General features: G+C 72.7%; 15 protein-coding genes, 1 tRNA gene and 1 other RNA gene. 6 read left to right on the forward strand and 11 right to left on the reverse strand.

The genetic code is table 11. The features are described 5' to 3' along the window. The first annotated feature begins 47 nt into the window (after positions 1-47). Both AF335_RS11650 and AF335_RS11655 read left to right on the forward strand, forming a co-directional pair. Positions 48-482, forward strand: a complete 435-nt coding sequence (locus tag AF335_RS11650) for a hypothetical protein (RefSeq protein ID WP_102918259.1) — start codon at positions 48-50, stop codon at positions 480-482. Positions 483-645: 163 nt separating this feature from the next. Then, positions 646-2,523 carry a S9 family peptidase gene (locus AF335_RS11655; RefSeq protein ID WP_102918260.1) on the forward strand — a complete coding sequence of 626 codons (1,878 nt, stop codon included), beginning with the start codon at positions 646-648 and terminating at the stop codon, positions 2,521-2,523. Between the two features lie 311 nt (positions 2,524-2,834). Here the strand turns inward: AF335_RS11655 and AF335_RS11660 are convergent, their stop codons facing one another. The 10 genes from AF335_RS11660 to ffs form a co-directional block, all read right to left on the reverse strand. Next, the gene (locus AF335_RS11660; protein WP_102918261.1) at positions 2,835-3,692 is read right to left on the reverse strand and encodes an SURF1 family protein; all 858 of its coding nucleotides are present in this window, start codon (positions 3,690-3,692) and stop codon (positions 2,835-2,837) included. A 171-nt stretch (positions 3,693-3,863) separates the two neighbouring features. Beyond that, entirely contained in the window at positions 3,864-5,051 is a 1,188-nt protein-coding gene (locus AF335_RS11665) for a hypothetical protein (RefSeq protein ID WP_228773269.1), read from the reverse strand. Beyond that, positions 5,048-5,707 carry a SigE family RNA polymerase sigma factor gene (locus tag AF335_RS11670; protein WP_184743576.1) on the reverse strand — a complete coding sequence of 220 codons (660 nt, stop codon included), beginning with the start codon at positions 5,705-5,707 and terminating at the stop codon, positions 5,048-5,050. The genes AF335_RS11665 and AF335_RS11670 overlap by 4 nt, the downstream gene beginning before the upstream one ends. 285 nt (positions 5,708-5,992) lie before the next feature. Then, the gene (locus AF335_RS11675) at positions 5,993-7,090 is read right to left on the reverse strand and encodes an aspartate-semialdehyde dehydrogenase (protein WP_102918263.1); all 1,098 of its coding nucleotides are present in this window, start codon (positions 7,088-7,090) and stop codon (positions 5,993-5,995) included. Then, positions 7,087-8,358 (reverse strand): aspartate kinase, encoded by a 1,272-nt coding sequence (locus AF335_RS11680; protein ID WP_102918264.1) that lies wholly within the window; start codon positions 8,356-8,358, stop codon positions 7,087-7,089. Before AF335_RS11680 ends, AF335_RS11675 begins: the two co-directional genes overlap by 4 nt. Before the next feature lie 308 nt (positions 8,359-8,666). Further along, a complete protein-coding gene (locus tag AF335_RS11685) occupies positions 8,667-9,323 on the reverse strand; it encodes a DUF5063 domain-containing protein (RefSeq protein ID WP_095579647.1) in 657 nt (218 codons plus the stop codon). Then, on the reverse strand, positions 9,316-9,915 hold the full coding sequence (gene recR, locus AF335_RS11690; RefSeq protein ID WP_102918265.1) for a recombination mediator RecR: 600 nt from the start codon (positions 9,913-9,915) through the stop codon (positions 9,316-9,318). Before recR ends, AF335_RS11685 begins: the two co-directional genes overlap by 8 nt. Positions 9,916-10,017: 102 nt before the next feature. Next, positions 10,018-10,356, reverse strand: coding sequence for a YbaB/EbfC family nucleoid-associated protein (locus AF335_RS11695; RefSeq protein WP_102918266.1), 339 nt, complete (start codon positions 10,354-10,356; stop codon positions 10,018-10,020). Positions 10,357-10,673: 317 nt separating this feature from the next. Continuing rightward, complete coding sequence (locus AF335_RS11700; protein ID WP_244926993.1) at positions 10,674-13,010, reverse strand: DNA polymerase III subunit gamma and tau; 2,337 nt, start codon at positions 13,008-13,010, stop codon at positions 10,674-10,676. A 184-nt stretch (positions 13,011-13,194) separates the two neighbouring features. Further along, positions 13,195-13,289: signal recognition particle sRNA small type (gene ffs / locus AF335_RS11705), an RNA gene on the reverse strand. A 132-nt stretch (positions 13,290-13,421) separates the two neighbouring features. On the opposite strand from ffs, the gene AF335_RS11710 reads away from it, so the two are divergent. The 4 genes from AF335_RS11710 (at position 13,422) to AF335_RS11725 (ending at position 17,123) form a co-directional block, all read left to right on the forward strand. Further along, positions 13,422-13,506: transfer RNA gene (locus AF335_RS11710), tRNA-Ser, on the forward strand. 174 nt (positions 13,507-13,680) lie between these two features. Further along, positions 13,681-14,166: a MarR family winged helix-turn-helix transcriptional regulator gene (locus tag AF335_RS11715; protein WP_102918267.1), complete on the forward strand. Its 486-nt coding sequence runs from the start codon at positions 13,681-13,683 to the stop codon at positions 14,164-14,166. A 131-nt stretch (positions 14,167-14,297) separates the two neighbouring features. Continuing rightward, a complete protein-coding gene (locus tag AF335_RS11720) occupies positions 14,298-15,767 on the forward strand; it encodes an MFS transporter (protein WP_184743601.1) in 1,470 nt (489 codons plus the stop codon). A 282-nt stretch (positions 15,768-16,049) separates the two neighbouring features. Beyond that, on the forward strand, positions 16,050-17,123 hold the full coding sequence (locus tag AF335_RS11725; protein WP_102918269.1) for a PP2C family protein-serine/threonine phosphatase: 1,074 nt from the start codon (positions 16,050-16,052) through the stop codon (positions 17,121-17,123). 34 nt (positions 17,124-17,157) lie between these two features. Here AF335_RS11725 and AF335_RS11730 read toward each other — a convergent pair whose 3' ends face one another. Then, positions 17,158-17,997, reverse strand: a complete 840-nt coding sequence (locus tag AF335_RS11730; RefSeq protein ID WP_102918270.1) for a helix-turn-helix transcriptional regulator — start codon at positions 17,995-17,997, stop codon at positions 17,158-17,160. Between the last annotated feature and the right edge of the window lie 262 nt (positions 17,998-18,259).

Below are 18,259 nucleotides of genomic sequence, written 5' to 3' on the forward strand. Positions count from 1 at the left end.
GCCGACCTAAGGTGGGACGACCCGACACCGAGCGAGGGAGTCCCAGCATGGACCCGATCACCGCAGCGGCACTCGCCGCGCTGGCCGGCAGCCTCGGCAGTGAAGCCGGGCGCCAGGCATGGCAAGGGCTCACCGCGCTGGTGCGGCGCCCCTTCGGGTGGGCCGCGGCCCAGGGACCGGAGGGCAACGGGACGCCCCAGGTCAGCTCGGGTGAGCTGGAAGCCGCCGCGTTGGCGGGAGACCCCGCCGACCCGATGCGCGCACAGGCGCTGGCGACGGCCCTCGGCGTACGGGCGGCCCTGGACGGCGAGTTCCGCGCACTGCTCGACGAGTGGTGGCAGCGGGCACAGGCCGGTTCCCCGGGCGGCGATGTGCACAACAGCATCAGCGGCGGCACCCAGAACGGCCCGGTGCTCCAGGGCCGGGACTTCTCGAACCTGACCTTCGACATGACGCGCGGCGAGGCCGCTCCGGACAGCTGAAACACCACTTCAGAGCCGTTTCCGAGACCCTCTTCGCGTGCGCTCCCGGAGTCTCCGCGGTCGTCGGCGGGCGGGGTGCCTTCCCGACCGGTGCCGGACGGAGTTATCCACAGGCTGGGGCTCTCCTCGACACGTTGTCGGTCCGGCGGCGCAGAATGGGGCCATGACTGAGAGCAACGGGTCCAAGCTGAGTGACGGGGCCGCGGAGGCCGGCGCGGCGGCGCGCGCGGCGAGTGAGGCCATGCCGGACTGGGAGAAGCGCTTCCGGGCGCCGCGGGTGGGGCTGCCCAAGTGGGCGGAGGACGCCCCGGACCGCTCACTGTTCGTCTCGAACGTGACGGGCACCTTCGAGCTCTACGCCTGGGACCGCGCGACGGGCGAGCAGCGCCAGGCGACCGACCGGCCGAACGGCACGACGGGCGGGCTGCTGTCGCCGGACGGCGAATGGATCTGGTGGTTCTCCGACAAGGACGGCGACGAGTTCGGCGTATGGATGCGCCAGCCCTTCCACGGCGGGCCGAACGAGGAGGCGACGCCCGGTCTCGACCCCTCCTACCCCGGTGGCCTGGCCCTGGGCAGGGACGGCACGGCGGTCGTCGGCCGGTCCACGGACAAGGGCGGCTCGACCGTCCACGTCGCGCGGCCCGATGCCGAGCCCGTGGAGATCTACCGCCATGAGGAGTCCGCCGGCGTGGGCGGTTTCTCCCATGACGGCACCCTGATCGCGATCGAACACACCGAGCACGGTGACGCCATGCACTCGGCGATCCGGATCGTCCGTACGGACGGCACCACGGTCGCCGAGCTCGACGACACCCGGGGCGGCACGGAGGAGCTGGGCCTCGCCGCCATGGGCTTCGCCCCGGTCGACGGTGACTCCCGGCTGCTCGTCGGGCACCAGCGGCGCGGCCGCTGGGAGCCCATGCTGTGGGACGCGGCGACGGGTGAGGAGACGGCACTCGCCGTCGACCTGCCCGGCGATCTGGACGCCGACTGGTACCCGGACGGGTCCGCGCTGCTGATCGAGCACAGCTTCCAGGCCCGCAGCGAGCTGTGGCGCTACGACCTGGCCGACGGCGCCCTCTCCCGCGTGGACACCCCGGAGGGCACCGTCTCCGGCGCGCTGGCCCGCCCTGACGGCACGGTGGAGTTCCTGTGGTCCTCCGCCGCCAAGGCCCCGGTCGTGCGGTCCACGACCGGGCAGGTCGTACTGGACCCGCCGCCGGCGCCGGGCGGCGTGGGCCGGGCCCCGGACTCGGTGCCGGTGAGCGACGCGTGGGTGGACGGACCGGGCGGCAAGGTGCACGCCCTGATCCAGAAGCCGGCCGGCGAGGGACCCTTCCCGACCGTCTTCGACATCCACGGCGGCCCGACCTGGCACGACAGCGACGCCTTCGCCGCCGGACCGGCGGCCTGGGTGGACCACGGCTTCGCGGTCGTGCGCGTCAACTACCGGGGCTCGACCGGCTACGGCAGGGCGTGGACGGACGCCCTCAAGCACCGGGTCGGCCTGATCGAGCTGGAGGACATCGCGGCGGTCCGGGACTGGGCCGTGGCGTCCGGGCTGGCGGACCCGGAGCGGCTGGTGCTCGCCGGCGGCTCCTGGGGCGGCTATCTGACGCTGCTGGGGCTCGGCACCCAGCCGGAAGCCTGGGCGCTGGGCCTGGCCGCCGTGCCCGTGGCGGACTACGTGACGGCCTATCACGACGAGATGGAGGCCCTGAAGGCACTGGACCGCACGCTGCTGGGCGGCACCCCGGAGGAGGTGCCGGAGCGCTTCGCCGCGTCCTCACCGCTGACGTACGTCGACGACGTGCGCGCCCCGGTCTACATCTCGGCGGGGATGAACGACCCGCGCTGCCCCATCCGGCAGGTCGAGAACTACGTCGAGCGGCTGGAGCGCCGGGACCACCCCCTGGAGGTCTACCGCTACGACGCGGGGCACGGCTCCCTGGTGGTGGAGGAGCGGGTCAAGCAGCTCCGGCTGGAGATCGCCTTCGCGGAACGGCACCTGGGCGCGGGGAGCGGCGGGAAGCCGTAAGGCGACGACGGCGCCTTACGGTCCGGCCCGGCCCGGTAGGCCCGGCCCGGTAGGGGACTCGCGGGGCCCTTGGGGCGTGGCGGCCTGCCCCCCTTGGGGCAGGTGACCGCCCGTCCTGTCCTGGGCGGGTTCCTGGCCCCCTAGGGCCGGGGCGCCCCTTCCGGAGCCTTGGGTCCTGCGGGCGCCGCCGCGGCGTCGGGGATCTCCGTAGCGTCGGGGGTCTCCGGGCCGTCGGAGGTCTCCGTAGCGTCGGGGGTCTCGGGGCCGTCGGAGGTCTCCGGGGCGTCGCGAGTCTCCAGGGCCCCGGCCCCCTACGACGCCTTGGTGCCCTCGGGCACCCCGGTGTCCCCAGGCGCCTTGGCGGCCTCCTGTGCCTTGGTCTCCTCCGGCTGGTCCGGGGTGATGCCGAGGGCCAGGTCCTTGGCCGCCTCGACCTCCCTGCGGAAGAGCCGGAACCACATGAAGAGGACGAAGCCCGCGAAGACGAACCACTCACCGGTGTAGCCGAGGTTCTGGAACGCCTTGAGGTCGAGGCCACTGTTGGGAGCGACGGCCGGCGGCACCGGCGTCAGGGCGCCCTCCGCCTTGGGCGCGGTCAGCCAGGCGTCGTACACCTCGTACGGCAGGACGTTGACCAGGGAGGCGGAGCTGATGACGCCGAGCTGCCCCTCGGGCAGTCCGCCGGCCGACCGTACGCCCTTGGAGCCGGGGCTCTCCGAAGCCTGGAGGGCGCCGGTCACGGTGACGTGCCCCGTCGGCGGGGCGGGCACGGCGGCGGTGTCGGCCTTGGAGCCCGCGTCGCCCGGCAGCCAGCCGCGGACGATCGGGACGGCCTTGCCGCCGTCGGTGCGCAGCAGCGTCAGGACGTAGAAGCCCTGGCGGTCGTCCAGGCTGCGGTTCGGGACGAGCAGCTGGTGCCCGGTGTCGTAGCGGCCGGTGACGACGGCCTGGCGGCCGGAGGTCTCCGTGCTCACCGGCAGCAGCTCGCGCAGCGGCTCGGCGGCGGCGGCCTTGGCGTCGTCGGCCTGCGTCTGCTGCTCGCGGTGCGAGTCGACGCGCGTTTCGAAGCGGCTGAGCTGCCAGCTGCCCATGAACAGACAGACAGGGATGGACAGCACGGCGAAGACGTTGATCGCCCACCAGCGGGAAGTCAGCAGGAACCGATACACACCACCACGGTACGGGCCCCTCCGCTCGGGCTCCGCACCGGGCGGCTCCCTCACGGCCCGAGGCCCAGCCGAAGCACGGCCCGAGGCACGGCCCGGCACGGACCGGAGCAACCCGGAGCCGGTCCGAAACAGCCCGGAACAGTCCGGAGCGTGCCGCGCACGCCGCCGCGGCTACCTCGCCGGAACCGCCATGGGCCCCGTGCGGTAAACCGTTCCGGCGCAGGCGTCGTCGATCTTGGCGTCCGCTATCGCGGGCTCGCCGACGTCCGGGGTGTGGCTGACCACGACGCTCGCCGGCGGCTTGGGCGGCGGGGTGTTCTCGGTCACGCCGGGTGTCTGCGCGGCCGGGGCACCGGCGGACGGGGCACCGCTCGCGCTCGGCGCGGGGGTGGCGGGTCCGGTGTTCCTCCCGCAGCTGTTCGTACCGCCGTCGGGCGACGGTATCCAGGCGAACTTCACCTCGTACGCCTGGCCGGGCTGGAGGATCACCTCGCTGGGCTCGCCGGCGGGGCTGGGCAGACCGGTCGCGGCGTCGCCCTGGGTGTGGTCGACGACGGAGACCCGGGAGGACTCCGCGCTGCCGCGCGCGCTGACGGCCACCGTGCCGGGCCCCGCGACCGTACAGACGGTGCGCGAGACGTTGACGACGCGGAAGGCGCCGTAGACACGGCCGTCCCGGTCGGCGGCGCCGACGGTGCCCGCGCCCTGGCCGAGCTGGTCGCGGTCGCAGGTCGGGGAGACGGGGGCGAAGGTGTTGGTGGGGTCGGGCAGGCTGGCGGCCGGGGTGCCCGACGGCTTCGGCTCGTTGCCCTTGTGGCCCTCCTCCTTCCGCTCCTCCTCCCGGGAATCCGGGCTCTCGGTGCCCTTCTCCGCCGGACGGCCGGCCTCTGTGAGGCCGTCGCCACGGCCCTCGCCGCCCTCGTCCTCGCTGCGCCGGCTGCTGGCGGTGGTGGCGTGGCGCTCGCCGGGGGCGTCCTCGGAGGAGGCCACATGGATGAGCGCGGGCAGCGCCGTGCCACCGAGGATCAGCGCCGCCGCGGCGCCGATGAGGGCCTGCCGACGGCGCGCGCGCCGCGCCGGGACCGCGCGCCGCAGCTGCTCCAGGGCGTCCGGGGACGGCTCCAGCTCCTCGACGGCTCCCTGCAGGAGTCGCCGCAGGACCTCCTCGTCGACGCCGGAACCGGCGGCGGAGGCGGCGGAACCGGCGGGCTCGGAGAACTCGGAGGACTCGGAGGACTCAGAGAACTCGGAGGAGCGGGAGGGACCGGAGGAGCGGGAGGGACCGGACGCGCCGGATGAGCCGAAGGGACCGGACGAGCCGTCCTCGGGACGGCGGCCGTCCGAGTGCTGCTGGTTCATGCCGGAGCCTCCATGGCGACACGCAGCGCCGCGATGCCGCGGGAGCCGTACGCCTTGACCGAACCGAGAGAGAGGCCCAGGGTCTCGGCGACCTGGGCCTCGGTCATATCGGCGAAGTAGCGGAGGACGAGGACCTCGCGCTGGCGGCGCTGCAGTCCGCGCATCGCGGTGATCAATTGGTCTCGCTCCAGCTGTTCGTACGCGCCCTCCTCGGCGCTCGCCATGTCGGGCATCGGCTTGGACAGCAGCTTCAGCCCGAGAATGCGACGGCGCAGCGCGGAGCGGGACAGATTGACGACAGTCTGCCTCAAATAGGCCAGTGTCTTCTCCGGGTCCCGGACGCGGTTACGCGCGGAATGCACCCGGATGAACGCTTCCTGGACGACGTCCTCGCAGGAGGCGGTGTCGTCGAGGAGCAGCGCGGCGAGGCCGAGCAACGACCGGTAGTGGGCGCGGTAGGTCTCGGTGAGGTGGTCGACTGTGGTGCCCGCTGCCATCGCCTCGTCAGCGTCCCCGCGCTGGGACGGGAGCTGGGCGGCGGAGCGGGTGGTCGGCCAGGGAGCGATCACCGGCATACCGCCCGACGCGCGGGGACGCGGACGCACTGCGCTGCTGCCACGCCTCGGGGCGGTTGCGATGCTGATGACCTCTGCCACGCCTGTTGGACACGCTTCCCCCCATCAGGGTTGTACGCGTGAGGCACCCCGTTTGACGATGCACCGCGTGACGATGCGTCATATGCCCTCATGCGTACCAGCTCTTCCTCAATGCCCCGGTTTTGGCACCACCGCAAGAGACGGCAGCAAAGACGCCCCGTGCCCGGTCACCGGTTCCGGCCGCCGGTGGCGAGGGGCGGACAGTGATAGTCGAACACACCATCTGCCCAGCTCAAGAGGTCTGGACCAACGACTTGATCACAGGACCTTCACGGATCCTCCAGATTAGGGAGTGGTCAGCTCCGCCGCCACGAATTCAGCGATCTGGACGGCATTGAGGGCCGCGCCCTTGCGGAGGTTGTCGCCGCAGGCGAAGAATTCCAGTGCCTTGGGGTCGTCCAGCGCGCGCCGCACCCGCCCCACCCACGTGGGATCCGTGCCGACCGCGTCGGCGGGCGTGGGGAACTCCCCCTCGGCGGGGTCGTCGACGAGCACCACACCGGGCGCGTTGGCCAGGATCTCGTGTGCCTGGGCGACCGAGACCTCGTTCTCGAAGCACGCGTGCACCGTGAGCGAGTGCGTCGTGATCACCGGTACGCGCACACAGGTCGCGCTCACCGGCAGCCCCGGCAACCCCAGGATCTTCCGGGACTCGTCCCGGATCTTCATCTCCTCGGAGGACCAGCCGTCCTCGCGCGGTGAGCCCACCCAGGGCACGACGTTCAGCGCCAGCGGGGCCGGGAAGGGGCCCAGGGTGTCGCCGACCGCCCGCCGGACGTCGCCCGGCTGCGTACCCGCCGAGGCCCCGACGACCGCGGCGAGCTGCGCGCGGAGCGTGTCGACGCCCGCCTTGCCCGCACCCGAGGCGGCTTGGTACGAGGAGACGACGAGCCCGCTCAGCCCGAACTCGGCGTGCAGCGCGCCCACCGCGACGATCATCGACAGGGTGGTGCAGTTGGGGTTGGAGATGATGCCGCGCGGCCGTACCCGCGCCGCGTGCGCGTTGACCTCGGGCACGACCAGCGGGACGTCCGGGTCCATCCGGAAGGCCCCGGAGTTGTCCACGACCACCACGCCCTTGGCGGTGGCGATCGGCGCCCACCGCGCCGCGACCTCGTCGGGCACGTCGAACATCGCGACGTCGACCCCGTCGAAGACCTCCTCGCTCAGCGCGAGGACCGGGGTCTCCACGCCCCGGACGGCCGGCCTGCGACCGGCCGAGCGGGCGGACGCCACGAGGCGGATCTCGCCCCAGACGTCCGCGCGCCGGGAGAGGAACTCCAGCATGACCGTGCCCACGGCGCCGGTGGCGCCGACCACGGCCAGGGTCGGCCTACGGCCCGTGCCCGCCGGGGCGGGACGGGCCGCGTAGCCGCCGGTCATCGACCGGTGCCGCCGTAAACGACCGCCTCGTCGCTCTCGCTGTCCAGACCGAAGGCCGTGTGCACGGCGCGCACGGACTCGTTGGCGTCGTCGGCGCGGGTGACCACCGAGATACGGATCTCGGACGTCGAGATCAGCTCGATGTTCACCCCCGCGTCGGACAGCGCCTCGAAGAAGGTCGCCGTGACGCCCGGGTTGGTCTTCATGCCCGCGCCGACCAGGGAGATCTTGGCGATCTGGTCGTCGTAGCGCAGCGAGTCGAAGCCGACGCGCCCCTTCGTCTTCTCCAGCGCCTCGATGGCCTTGCGGCCCTCGGTCTTCGGGAGGGTGAAGGAGATGTCCGTGAGGCCCGTGGAGGCCGCCGAGACATTCTGGACGATCATGTCGATGTTGATCTCGGCGTCCGAGATGGCACGGAAGATCGTCGCGGCCTCGCCCGGCTTGTCCGGCACCCCGACGACCGTGACCTTGGCCTCGGACGTGTCGTGGGCAACACCCGAAATGATCGCCTGCTCCATCGGCTGGTCCCCTCGCGGTTCGTTGCTGACCCAGGTGCCCTGGAGCCCCGAGAAGGACGAGCGCACATGGATCGGGATGTTGTAACGGCGTGCGTACTCGACGCAGCGGTGCAGCAGCACCTTGGAACCGGAGCTCGCCAGCTCCAGCATGTCCTCGAACGAGATCCAGTCGATCTTGCGGGCCTTCTTCACGACCCGCGGATCGGCGGTGAAGACCCCGTCGACGTCGGTGTAGATCTCGCACACCTCGGCGTTCAGCGCGGCGGCCAGTGCGACGGCGGTGGTGTCGCTGCCGCCCCGGCCCAGGGTGGTGATGTCCTTCTTGTCCTGGGACACACCCTGGAAACCGGCCACGATCGCGATGTTGCCCGCGTCGACGGACTGCTGGATCCGGCCCGGCGTGACGTCGATGATGCGCGCTTTGTTGTGGACCGAGTCGGTGATGACTCCGGCCTGGCTGCCCGTGAACGACTGCGCCTCGTGACCGAGGTTTTTGATCGCCATGGCCAGCAGCGCCATGGAGATCCGCTCTCCGGCGGTCAGCAGCATGTCGAACTCGCGCCCGGCAGGAATCGGCGAAACCTGCCCGGCGAGGTCGATCAACTCGTCCGTCGTGTCACCCATCGCGGAAACCACGACGACCACCTGGTGGCCGTTCTTCTTGGCTTCCACGATTCGCTTGGCAACCCGCTTGATGCCTTCGGCATCGGCAACGGAGGAGCCTCCGTACTTCTGCACGACAAGGCCCACGTGCGCTCCTCGCAACTATGTGTAATGCGGTCGGCTCAGTCTAACGAGCGGCCGGAATCGGCCACGCGGATACCGCATGGTGAGACGTCCGGCCCGCTCGCTCCAGGGACGTCCCTGCCCGCTTCCCGGGGCCGCACTCTCGAAGGTGACCCAGGTCACGGGCGGGTCCCGGGCCCGGGTCGACGGGGGGGGGCGACACCGGTCCGGGTTGGTGCCGACGGGGGGCGGCGCCGGCCCGGGTCGGTGTCGACGCGCGGCCGGCGCGCCGGTCCGTGCCCGCCCTTACGAACCGGCCGGCACCCCGTACGTCATACGCTCCGCAGCCCCAGCGGCCCGGCGATCTCGGCGGCCATCACCTTCCCGGCCTCCTCCGCCAGCTGCTCCTCCGTGGCCGCGGAGTCCGTGTCCAGCCCCTGGAGCTCGTCCAGCGGCTGGTCGAGGCGGACGTGCGCGACCAGGGACTGCAGGGCCCGCAGCGCGGCCGAGGCCGTGGGGCCCCAGTTGGAGAGGTAGGAGAACTGCCACCACCACAGGGCCTCGCTGACCCGGCCGTCGCGGTAGTGCGCCATGCCGTGGCGCAGGTCCGTGATGATGTCGGCCAGATCGTCGGAGATCCGGCAGGCGACCGGGGCGCTCCGCGGCACATACGGGTCGAAGACCTCGGAATAGACGTCCACCGGGTCGAGCAGGACCGCGAACCGCTCGCGCAGCTCGTCCACGTCGGGCTCGGGGCCGACGTCCGGTTCGTACCGCTCGTCGGGGAGGAAGTCCTCGTGCGCGCCGAGCCGGCCGCCGGTGAGGAGGAGCTGGGAGACCTCCAGCAGCAGGAAGGGCACGGCGCTGTCGGGCTCGTCGCCGCGGGACACCTCGGCGACCGCGACGATGAAGCTCTCGATCGAGTCGGCGATCTGGACGGCGAAGTCGTCGGGATCGCGCTTGGCGTCATGGAGCGTTGCGTCAGACATCGAGTAGTCGTCTCCCTTCGAAGGCACGCCCGAGCGTGACCTCGTCGGCGTATTCAAGATCTCCACCCACAGGCAGACCGCTGGCCAGCCGCGTAACCCTCAGACCCATGGGTTTCACCATGCGCGCGAGGTACGTGGCGGTGGCCTCTCCCTCCAGGTTGGGGTCTGTGGCGAGGATCAGCTCGGTGACGGTGCCGTCCGCGAGCCGGGTGAGCAGCTCACGGATGCGCAGATCGTCCGGGCCGACGCCCTCGATGGGGCTGATGGCCCCGCCGAGTACGTGGTAGCGGCCGCGGAACTCGCGGGTCCGCTCGATCGCGACGACGTCCTTGGACTCCTCCACCACGCAGATGACGGCGGGGTCGCGGCGCGGGTCGAGGCAGACGCGGCAGCGCTCGTCCTGCGCGACGTTGCCGCAGACCGCGCAGAAGCGGACCTTCGCCTTGACCTCGGTCAGCGCGTGGGCGAGCCGGCGGACGTCGGCCGGCTCGGCCTGGAGGATGTGGAAGGCGATCCGCTGCGCGCTCTTGGGCCCGACGCCGGGCAGCCTGCCCAGCTCGTCGATGAGGTCCTGGACCACGCCTTCATACACGGATCGAATGCTCCTTCTTGTGTCTCTGTCCGTCGCTGTCTGTCGTTGTCACCCGGTGTCACCGGGGGACGCCGGGTGACCGCCCGCGGCCGCCCCTGCTCCTCAGAAGGGCAGGCCCGGGATGCCGCCGCCCAGGCCCTGGGCGAGCGGGCCGAGCTTCTGCTGCTGGAGCTGCTGCGCGGCGGCGTTCGCGTCGCGCACGGCGGCGACGACCAGGTCGGCGAGGGTCTCGGTGTCCTCGGGGTCCACGGCCTTGGGGTCGATCACCAGGCCCTGGAGCTCACCGGCGCCGGTGACGGTCGCCTTGACCAGGCCGCCGCCCGCGGTGCCGTCGACCAGAGTGCGCGCGAGCTCCTCCTGGGCCGCCGCGAGGTCCTGCTGCATCTTCTGGGCCTGCTGGAGCAGCTGCTGCATGTTGGGCTGGCCACCACCGGGGATCACGGTTTCGCTCCTGGCTGTCGACGACGATGTCTCGGTAGCCCGAGCCTACGTGTTCGCCGGGCGGCGCGCCCTATGCCGTGGGAAGAAGTCCGGTAGGCGCCCGGGGGCGTACGCGGCGCATCCGGAAGGGGCGCGGATCGCGTACCGAACGTGTGCGGAACGCAGCCGTACGACTACTCGTACGGCTGCGTGTGCGGGGCGCGGGCGGGGGCCGGGGGTTGGCTTCGGCTGGACTTCGACCGGGCCCCGCCGGGGTGCCCGTCGGCTCTCCATCGACTCTCCGCCGGGCCCGCGCCGAGGCCCGCTCGCCGTCCCGGCTACTCGTTGGCGATCTCCTCGATGACCGTGGCACCCAGCTCGCGGACGATGAGGTCGTGGCCGGTCAGGGCGGAGTCGACGAGGTCGGGATCGTCCTCGGCGGGCATGTCGTCCTCGGGCGCGACCGGCGGCGGCTCGGGCTCGCGGTGCGCCTGGGAGGCCGCGGGCGGGGCCTGCCGGGCTCGGGCGCCGGGCCGGGGCCTGCGGCGCGGCGGCCGGGCGGCTCTGCGGGCACCGGTCGCGGCCGGGCCGCCGCCGAAGCCGCCGGGGGTGCCGTAGCCGCCCGCACCGCCGGGGGGCTCGCGGCGGGCGCCCCGCCGTAGCCGCCGCCGGGACCGCTCGTACCGCCGAAGCCGCCACCGCCGCCACTGCCACCGGCGAACCCGCCGCCGGCCGGGGCGCCGCCCGGGGCCACGACGAGGTCGATCTTCCACTGCGCACCGTTCATCACATCGCCGACGGCCTGGCGGAGGACGTCCTCGCTGCCGCTGTTGGCGAAGGAGTCGCGGGCTCCGGGGTTGGCGAAGCCGATCTGGAGGGTGGTGCCGTCGAAGCCGACCACGTCGGCGTTCTGGCTGAGGATGATCCAGGTGAAGCGACGGCGGTTCTTGACGGCTTCCAGGATGTTCGGCCACATCTGGCGCACGTAGGAGGCGTCGCCGACGGGCGCGGCGGCGGCCGGGGCCGACGGCTGGGCGTACGAGCTCGCGGGCGCGGGCTGCTGGGCGGTGGGGGCGGGCCCTGCCCCGGGGTGGCGGCGGACGGCCAGGCGCCGGCGGGCTTGGCCGCGCCGGCACCGCCCTGGCCGGGGCGGCGGCGGTGGGCCAGGCGCCCGCGGTGGGCGTGGCGGCGGGGCCGCCGGGGCTGTGCCGGAGCGGGCGCGGGGGCGCTCGCGGGGCGGCCGCGCTGGGCCAGGCGCCGGCCTGCGGGGCGCCGGAGGCGGGGCCGAGGCGGGCCGGAAGCGGGCGCGCCCGAGACCGCGGCGCGGGCCGCGGCGGGGCCGGAAAGCCCGGAGGGGGCGCGGCGGGAGCGACCTGCGGGGCGGCCGGGGCGCTCGGGGCGGCGTGGGCGTCGGGCCCGGGGGCGTATCCGGCCGCGGGGGCGGAGCCATGGGGCGCCGGGACGTAACCGGCGGGCGGGGTCATGGGCGCCGTCACCATGCCGCCGCCGGCCGCGAGGGCGCCGCGCTCCAGCTTGTCGAGGCGGGCGCGCACGGAGCGCTCGTCGTCGAAGGCGGCGGGGAGCAGGACGCGGGCGCAGATGAGCTCGAGCTGGAGGCGCGGGGACGTGGCGCCGCGCATCTCGGTGAGGCCCTCGTTGACCAGGTCGGCGGCGCGGCTGAGCTCGGCGGCGCCGAAGACGGACGCCTGGGCCTGCATGCGCTCGACAAGGTCGACGGGGGCGTCGATGAGGCCCTTCTCGACGGCGTCGGGGACCGCGGCGAGGATCACCAGGTCGCGCAGGCGCTCCAGGAGGTCGGCGACGAAGCGGCGGGGGTCGTTGCCGCCCTCGATCACGCGGTCGACGACCTCGAAGGCGGCGGCGCCGTCGCTCGCGGCGAAGGCGTCGACGACGGCGTCGAGGAGGGAGCCGTCGGTGTAGCCGAGGAGGGACGTCGCCATGGCGTATGTCACACCGTCCTCGGCGGCGCCGGCGAGGAGCTGGTCCATGACGGACATCGAGTCACGGACGGATCCGGCGCCGGCGCGCACGACGAGCGGGAGCACGCCGTCCTCGACCGGGATCTTCTCCTGGCCGCAGACCTCGCCCAGGTACTCGCGCAGGGTGCCGGGGGGCACCAGGCGGAAGGGGTAGTGGTGCGTACGCGACCGGATGGTGCCGATGACCTTCTCGGGCTCGGTGGTCGCGAAGATGAACTTGAGGTGCTCCGGCGGCTCCTCGACGACCTTCAGCAGGGCGTTGAACCCCGCCGAGGTGACCATGTGGGCCTCGTCGATGATGTAGATCTTGTAGCGGCTGGCGGCGGGGCCGAAGAACGCCTTTTCCCGCAGGTCACGGGCGTCGTCCACACCACCGTGGGAAGCGGCGTCGATCTCGATGACGTCGATCGAGCCGCGGCCGTTGCGCGCGAGGTCGATACAGGACTGGCACTCGCCGCAGGGCGTGGGCGTGGGGCCCTGCTCGCAGTTCAGACAGCGGGCGAGGATGCGGGCACTGGTCGTCTTTCCACAGCCGCGCGGGCCGCTGAACAGGTACGCGTGATTGACCCTGTTGTTACGCAGCGCCTGCTGCAACGGGGCGGTGACATGCTCCTGACCGATGACCTCGGCGAAGGACTCGGGACGGTAGCGGCGGTAGAGCGCGAGGGACGACACACCTACGACGATATCGGGCCCCACCGACAAGTGGTCTCGATCACAGCTCAAGGCCCCGGTCGCACGCCCCGCGGACCCGCCGCGAGCCCCCGCGAACCCGGCCGACCGGCCCGGGCGTCCTCCGCCGGCCCCGGCGACCGCACCAGGGCCCGGACCCCCGAAAACGGCCCACACCCCTGGAAACACAAGGGCCCCCCACGCACCCGCCAGAGCCCACTTACCCTTGCTGCCTTCCGGCCCTGGGGGAGTTGGGTGAGATAGCGCCACGTGAGGGGCTTGCCCTCAGCCTAGCCGATCCCGGCCCGTGCTCGTGCCCCCTCCCCCACCCCGGCACCCCTCGAAGCTCCGCCCGACCCCACCTCGGCGGAAGACGTTCGCGAGCACCCCTTCGAGTCTTGTATTGTTTGCGGCGGAGGATTCGCCTAGTGGCCTAGGGCGCACGCTTGGAAAGCGTGTTGGGGGCAACCCCTCACGAGTTCGAATCTCGTATCCTCCGCACAGTGCCTCACCGGGCACTACCGAAGGCCCCGACCGGGAAACCGGCCGGGGCCTTCGGCGTTCCGTGGTCACGGTTGCCGGGCGGGCGAACATCCGGCCCTGACTCGCCCCCACCCCAAATCATCCGCTTACCAATAATCCGCGACGGACCGGTTTTCGTTACCCTGGCGGCATGACCGCCATGGCACCCACCCGCACCGAACCGGACCTGTCCTTCCTCCTGGATCACACGAGTCATGTGCTGCGGACGCAGATGGCCGCGCGGCTCGGCGAGATCGGGCTGACCCCGCGCATGCACTGCGTCCTCGTCCACGCCCTGGAGGAGGAGCGCACCCAGGCGCAGCTCGCCGAGATCGGGGACATGGACAAGACCACGATGGTGGTGACCGTCGACGCCCTGGAGAAGGCCGGCCTCGCCGAGCGCAAGCCGTCCAGCACCGACCGGAGGGCGCGGATCATCGCGGTGACGGAGGAGGGGGCAAAGGTCGCCGAGGAGAGCCGGAAGATCGTCGATGACGTCCATGAGAGCGCTCTCGGCGCCCTGCCCGACGGCGAGCGCGATGTGCTGCTCCGGGCACTGAACCGCCTGGTCACGGGCCACCTGGAGACGCCTGCGGAGGGGCCTCGGCAGGCTCGGCGGGCGCGCCAGAAGGGCTGACCGGAGAGGCCCGCGAACAACCGAATGCAGCCCTCACCGGCCTCTGATCCGTAAAAGATAGTCTGCAACAAAACCATCTGCTACGGTCTCTCCTGTTGCCTCCACCGACAGGAGAGACCGCTGTGCCCACCATCTCCGCACCCGCCTCCGCCCCCTCACGCTCCCGCCTGCTCGCCCTCGGCGTCCTGGCCACCGGGATGCTGATGACGGTCCTCGACGGCAGCATCGTGACCGTCGCCATGCCCGCCATCCAGAGCGACCTCGGCTTCACCCCGGCCGGGCTGAGCTGGGTCGTCAACGCCTACCTCATCGCCTTCGGCTCGCTCCTCCTGCTCGCCGGCCGCCTCGGCGACATGATCGGCCGCAAGCGGATGTTCCTGGTGGGCACGGGGGTGTTCACCGCCGCCTCGCTGCTGGCCGGTGCCGCCGCCTCCCCCGGGGTCCTGATCGCCGCCCGCTTCCTCCAGGGCGTCGGCAGCGCGATGGCCTCCGCCGTCAGCCTCGGCATCCTCGTCACGCTCTTCACCGAGCCTCGCGAACGGGCCAAGGCCATCGCCGTGTTCAGCTTCACCGGCGCGGCCGGCGCGTCGATCGGACAGGTTCTGGGCGGCGTCCTCACCGACGCGCTCACCTGGAACTGGATCTTCTTCATCAACCTGCCCATCGGCATCGCGACCCTCCTCGTCGCCCTCCCCGCCCTGCCCGGTGACCGCGGCCTCGGCCCGAAGGCGGGCGCGGACGCCCTCGGCGCGCTGCTCGTCACCTCCGGCCTGATGCTCGGCATCTACGCGGTGGTCAAGGTCGAGGAATACGGGGCGGCTTCGGCCCACACGCTCGGTTTCGGTGCCCTGGCGCTCGCCCTGCTCGCCGGATTCCTCGTCCGCCAGGCCACGGCGAAGAACCCGCTCATGCCGCTGCGGATCTTCCGGTCGCGCAGCGTCTCCGGCGCGAACCTGGTCCAGATGCTGATGGTCGCCGCGCTCTTCTCCTTCCAGCTCCTCGTCGCGCTCTACCTGCAGAACGTGCTCGGCTACGGCGCCGCCAGGACCGGTCTCGCGATGCTGCCGGCGGCCGCCGTCATCGGCGCGGTGTCCCTCGGCGCCTCCGCCCGCCTCAACGCCCGCTTCGGCGAGCGCAACGTCCTCCTGGCCGGTCTGGTGCTCCTGGTCGGCGTGCTCGGCCTGCTGACCCGGATACCCGGTCAGGCCGACCGGGCGAACTACCTCACCGACCTGTTTCCCGTGATGCTCCTCGCCGCCGGATTCGGCCTCGCGCTCCCCGCACTGACCTCGCTGGCCATGTCCGGCGCGAAGGAGGAGGACGCGGGCCTCGCCTCCGGCCTCTTCAACACGACCCAGCAGATCGGCATGGCCCTCGGCATCGCCGTCCTCTCCACCCTGGCCGCCTCCCGCACCGAGTCCCTCACCGCGGCGGGCCGCCCGGCCGCCGAGGCCCTGACCAGCGGCTACCACCTGGCCTTCGCGGCCGGCGCCGGCCTCCTCGTCACCGCCCTGGCCGTCGCCTTCACGGTCCTCCGCCGCCCGGAGCGGATCCCGCGGAACACCACGGCCGAGCGGGAAGCCCGCCTCGCCGCCCTGTGATCAGCCGGGACGGACAGCCGGAAAACACGCCGAGGCAATCACTCGCGAGTTCGAATCTCTCATCCTCCGCCGCACGAAGGCCCGGACCGCTCGGTCCGGGCCTTTCGCGTTCTCGCGGGCGGGAACCGGCCGCCCGGGGGCGTCCACTCGCACCCCGCCGTACTCCGTCAGGGCGCTTCGCCCGGTTTGCCTGGATATGCTGTGAAAGTGGTTAAATCTGGCCGGCTCCGGCCCCGTCGTCGTCATGGACGGGGGCCGCTCACGCCGCTGTCACTGTCACCGGTGATCCTCACCGTTGTCATCGCCAGCCTGGCCTACACCACCCCCAGGAGCATGGCCTTCAGCCGGCTGCTGCCCGCCGCGCCCGCCCTCGCCGCCGCCATGTGGCCCGTCCTCCCCACCGTCCTGCTGGGGACCGTCTGTCTCTTTCTCATGATCGGGCTCGGCATCGTCTTCCCCGACCTGGGGACGGGGTACACGGCGGCCGGGATCGTCGCGGTGACCGTGGCCGCCGCGTACGGGAGCCACGTCCGGCTCCAGCGGGAGCAGTCCCTCTTCCAGGTCCGGCTCGTCGCCGACGCGGCCCAGCAGGTCGTCCTGAGCCCCATGCCGCGCCGCTTCGGGGGCATCGAGATCGAGTCGCTGTACCTCGCCGCCGCCGCGGAGGCCCGGATCGGCGGCGACTTCTACGAGGTGGCCGACACCCCTTACGGCGTGCGGCTGCTCATCGGGGACGTACGGGGCAAGGGGCTGCCCGCGGTGGGGACGGCCGCCGCCGTGGTCAACTCCTTCCGGGAGGCCGCCTACGACGAACCCGACCTGAGCGGCATCGCCCGCCGGCTGGAGGCCAGCAGCACCCGGTACAGCGCCGCCTTCTCCCCCGAGGACCTGACGGAACGCTTCTCCACCGCCGTCCTCGTCGAGATCCCGCACGACGACGGCCACCTCAGGATCCTCAACTGCGGGCATCCCCCACCGCTGCTCCTCAACCACGGCGAACTCCGCGTCCTGGAGCCCACCGCCCCCTCGCCGCTGCTCAATCTCGCCGAGCTGATCGGCGACCACTACAGCGTCGACACGATCGCCTTCGCCCCCGGTGACCTGCTGCTCCTCTACACCGACGGCGTCACCGAGGCCCGGGACCGCGACGGCGGGTTCTTCCCGCTCGCGACCTGGATGGGCGGGCAGCCCCCCGGGCGGCCCCGCGAGCTGCTCGACGCCCTCCACCGCGACCTCCTCCGCTACAGCGGGGGCGGCCTCGACGACGACATCGCCGCCCTCTCCGTACGGCTACGGGAACGGGAAGCGGAACCGGAAGCGGAAGCGCCATCCGGCGGGGCGGCCGGTCGCGCCTGAGGGCCTGAGCGCCTGAGCGCCTCCCGGGACGCCCTCAGGGCCGCCGCCTCCCGGGCAGCGCCGCCGGTGGCCAAACCGCCGGGGACAGCAGGCCCAGTACGTAGGCCCTGGCCACCAGGGCCGTCCGGTTCGGGACGGACAGCCGGCGGGCCAGGCGTACGAGGTGGTAGTTCACTCCGTCGTCGCTGAGGCCCACGGCGCGGGCGATCACCGACGTGGTGCGGCCCGCCGCCACCAGCTCCAGAATGCGTTCCTCCTGCGGGCCGAGCACGACCATCGGCGCTCTCGTCCCGTCCGCCGGGGGCCGCTCCTCGTCGACCCGGAGGGTCGCCAGCAGGGGCGGTGACGCCCCTTCCGGATCGCTCACGGGCTCGACGGTGAGCTCCCCCTCGTACGACCGCCCGGCCGCCTCCCAGCGCACCCGGACGGGATAGCGGGAGCGCCGGCCCCCTCGTAGCGCCGCGTCGACCTTGACCAGCTGGCCGCCGTCGGTCGGGGTGAACAGGTCGAGGAGGTTGCGGCCGGTCAGCCGGCCGGGGGTCACGTCCCAGAGCGCCGCGAGGGGCGGGTTCGCGCCGGTGATCACGCCGTCGGTGGTGCTGATGGCGGTGGGGACCGGTATGCGGTCCAGGAGGTTGAGGAAGCGGGTCCGCCAGATGGTGGGGTCGGGGGCGGTCTCCGCGTCCGGGTACAGGTACGGGGTCGCGTCCGGGTACGGGGTCGCGTCCGGGTACGAGGTCGCGTCCGGCCCTGGGCGTGGTTCCGGCCGGTGCCGCGGCTGGGGGTCCGGCCGGTGCCGTGGCCGGGAGTCCGGCCTGTGTAGCGACTGGGGATCCGGCCGGTGTCGTGGCCGGGGGTCCGGTTCTTGCGTCATGTGCGGCGTCCTCGGGTCCGGTGGGCGGTGGGTCCGTGGCGCCCCCTCGTCCGGGGAGGCGTGTGCGGCGGATCTTTCCCCAGCCCCGCCCCTTCCCGCCCCTTTCCGCCGCATCCCGCCGCATCCCGCCGCATCCGATGCGCGGCTCCGCCGCGTGGCGGGGCAAGCCCGCCGGCTCCCTTGCCGCCCGATGGCCCCGAACGCCGCGCGGTGGCCCGAACACCGGCCCGGCTGAATTCTCGCCCACCCCTGGGGCAGAAGC

This window comes from Streptomyces eurocidicus, assembly GCF_002891295.1.
GTDB lineage: Bacteria > Actinomycetota > Actinomycetes > Streptomycetales > Streptomycetaceae > Streptomyces > Streptomyces eurocidicus.

Bases quoted from the DNA above. Each gene is read 5' to 3' on its own strand.
- AF335_RS11650 (WP_102918259.1), top strand. From the start codon at position 48: ATGGACCCGATCACCGCAGCGGCACTCGCCGCGCTGGCCGGCAGCCTC.
- AF335_RS11655 (WP_102918260.1), top strand. From the start codon at position 646: ATGACTGAGAGCAACGGGTCCAAGCTGAGTGACGGGGCCGCGGAGGCC.
- AF335_RS11665 (WP_228773269.1), bottom strand. From the start codon at position 5,051: ATGAACCAGCAGCACTCGGACGGCCGCCGTCCCGAGGACGGCTCGTCC.
- AF335_RS11675 (WP_102918263.1), bottom strand. From the start codon at position 7,090: ATGACCGGCGGCTACGCGGCCCGTCCCGCCCCGGCGGGCACGGGCCGT.
- AF335_RS11685 (WP_095579647.1), bottom strand. From the start codon at position 9,323: ATGTCTGACGCAACGCTCCATGACGCCAAGCGCGATCCCGACGACTTC.
- AF335_RS11715 (WP_102918267.1), top strand. From the start codon at position 13,681: ATGACCGCCATGGCACCCACCCGCACCGAACCGGACCTGTCCTTCCTC.
- AF335_RS11730 (WP_102918270.1), bottom strand. From the start codon at position 17,997: ATGACGCAAGAACCGGACCCCCGGCCACGACACCGGCCGGATCCCCAG.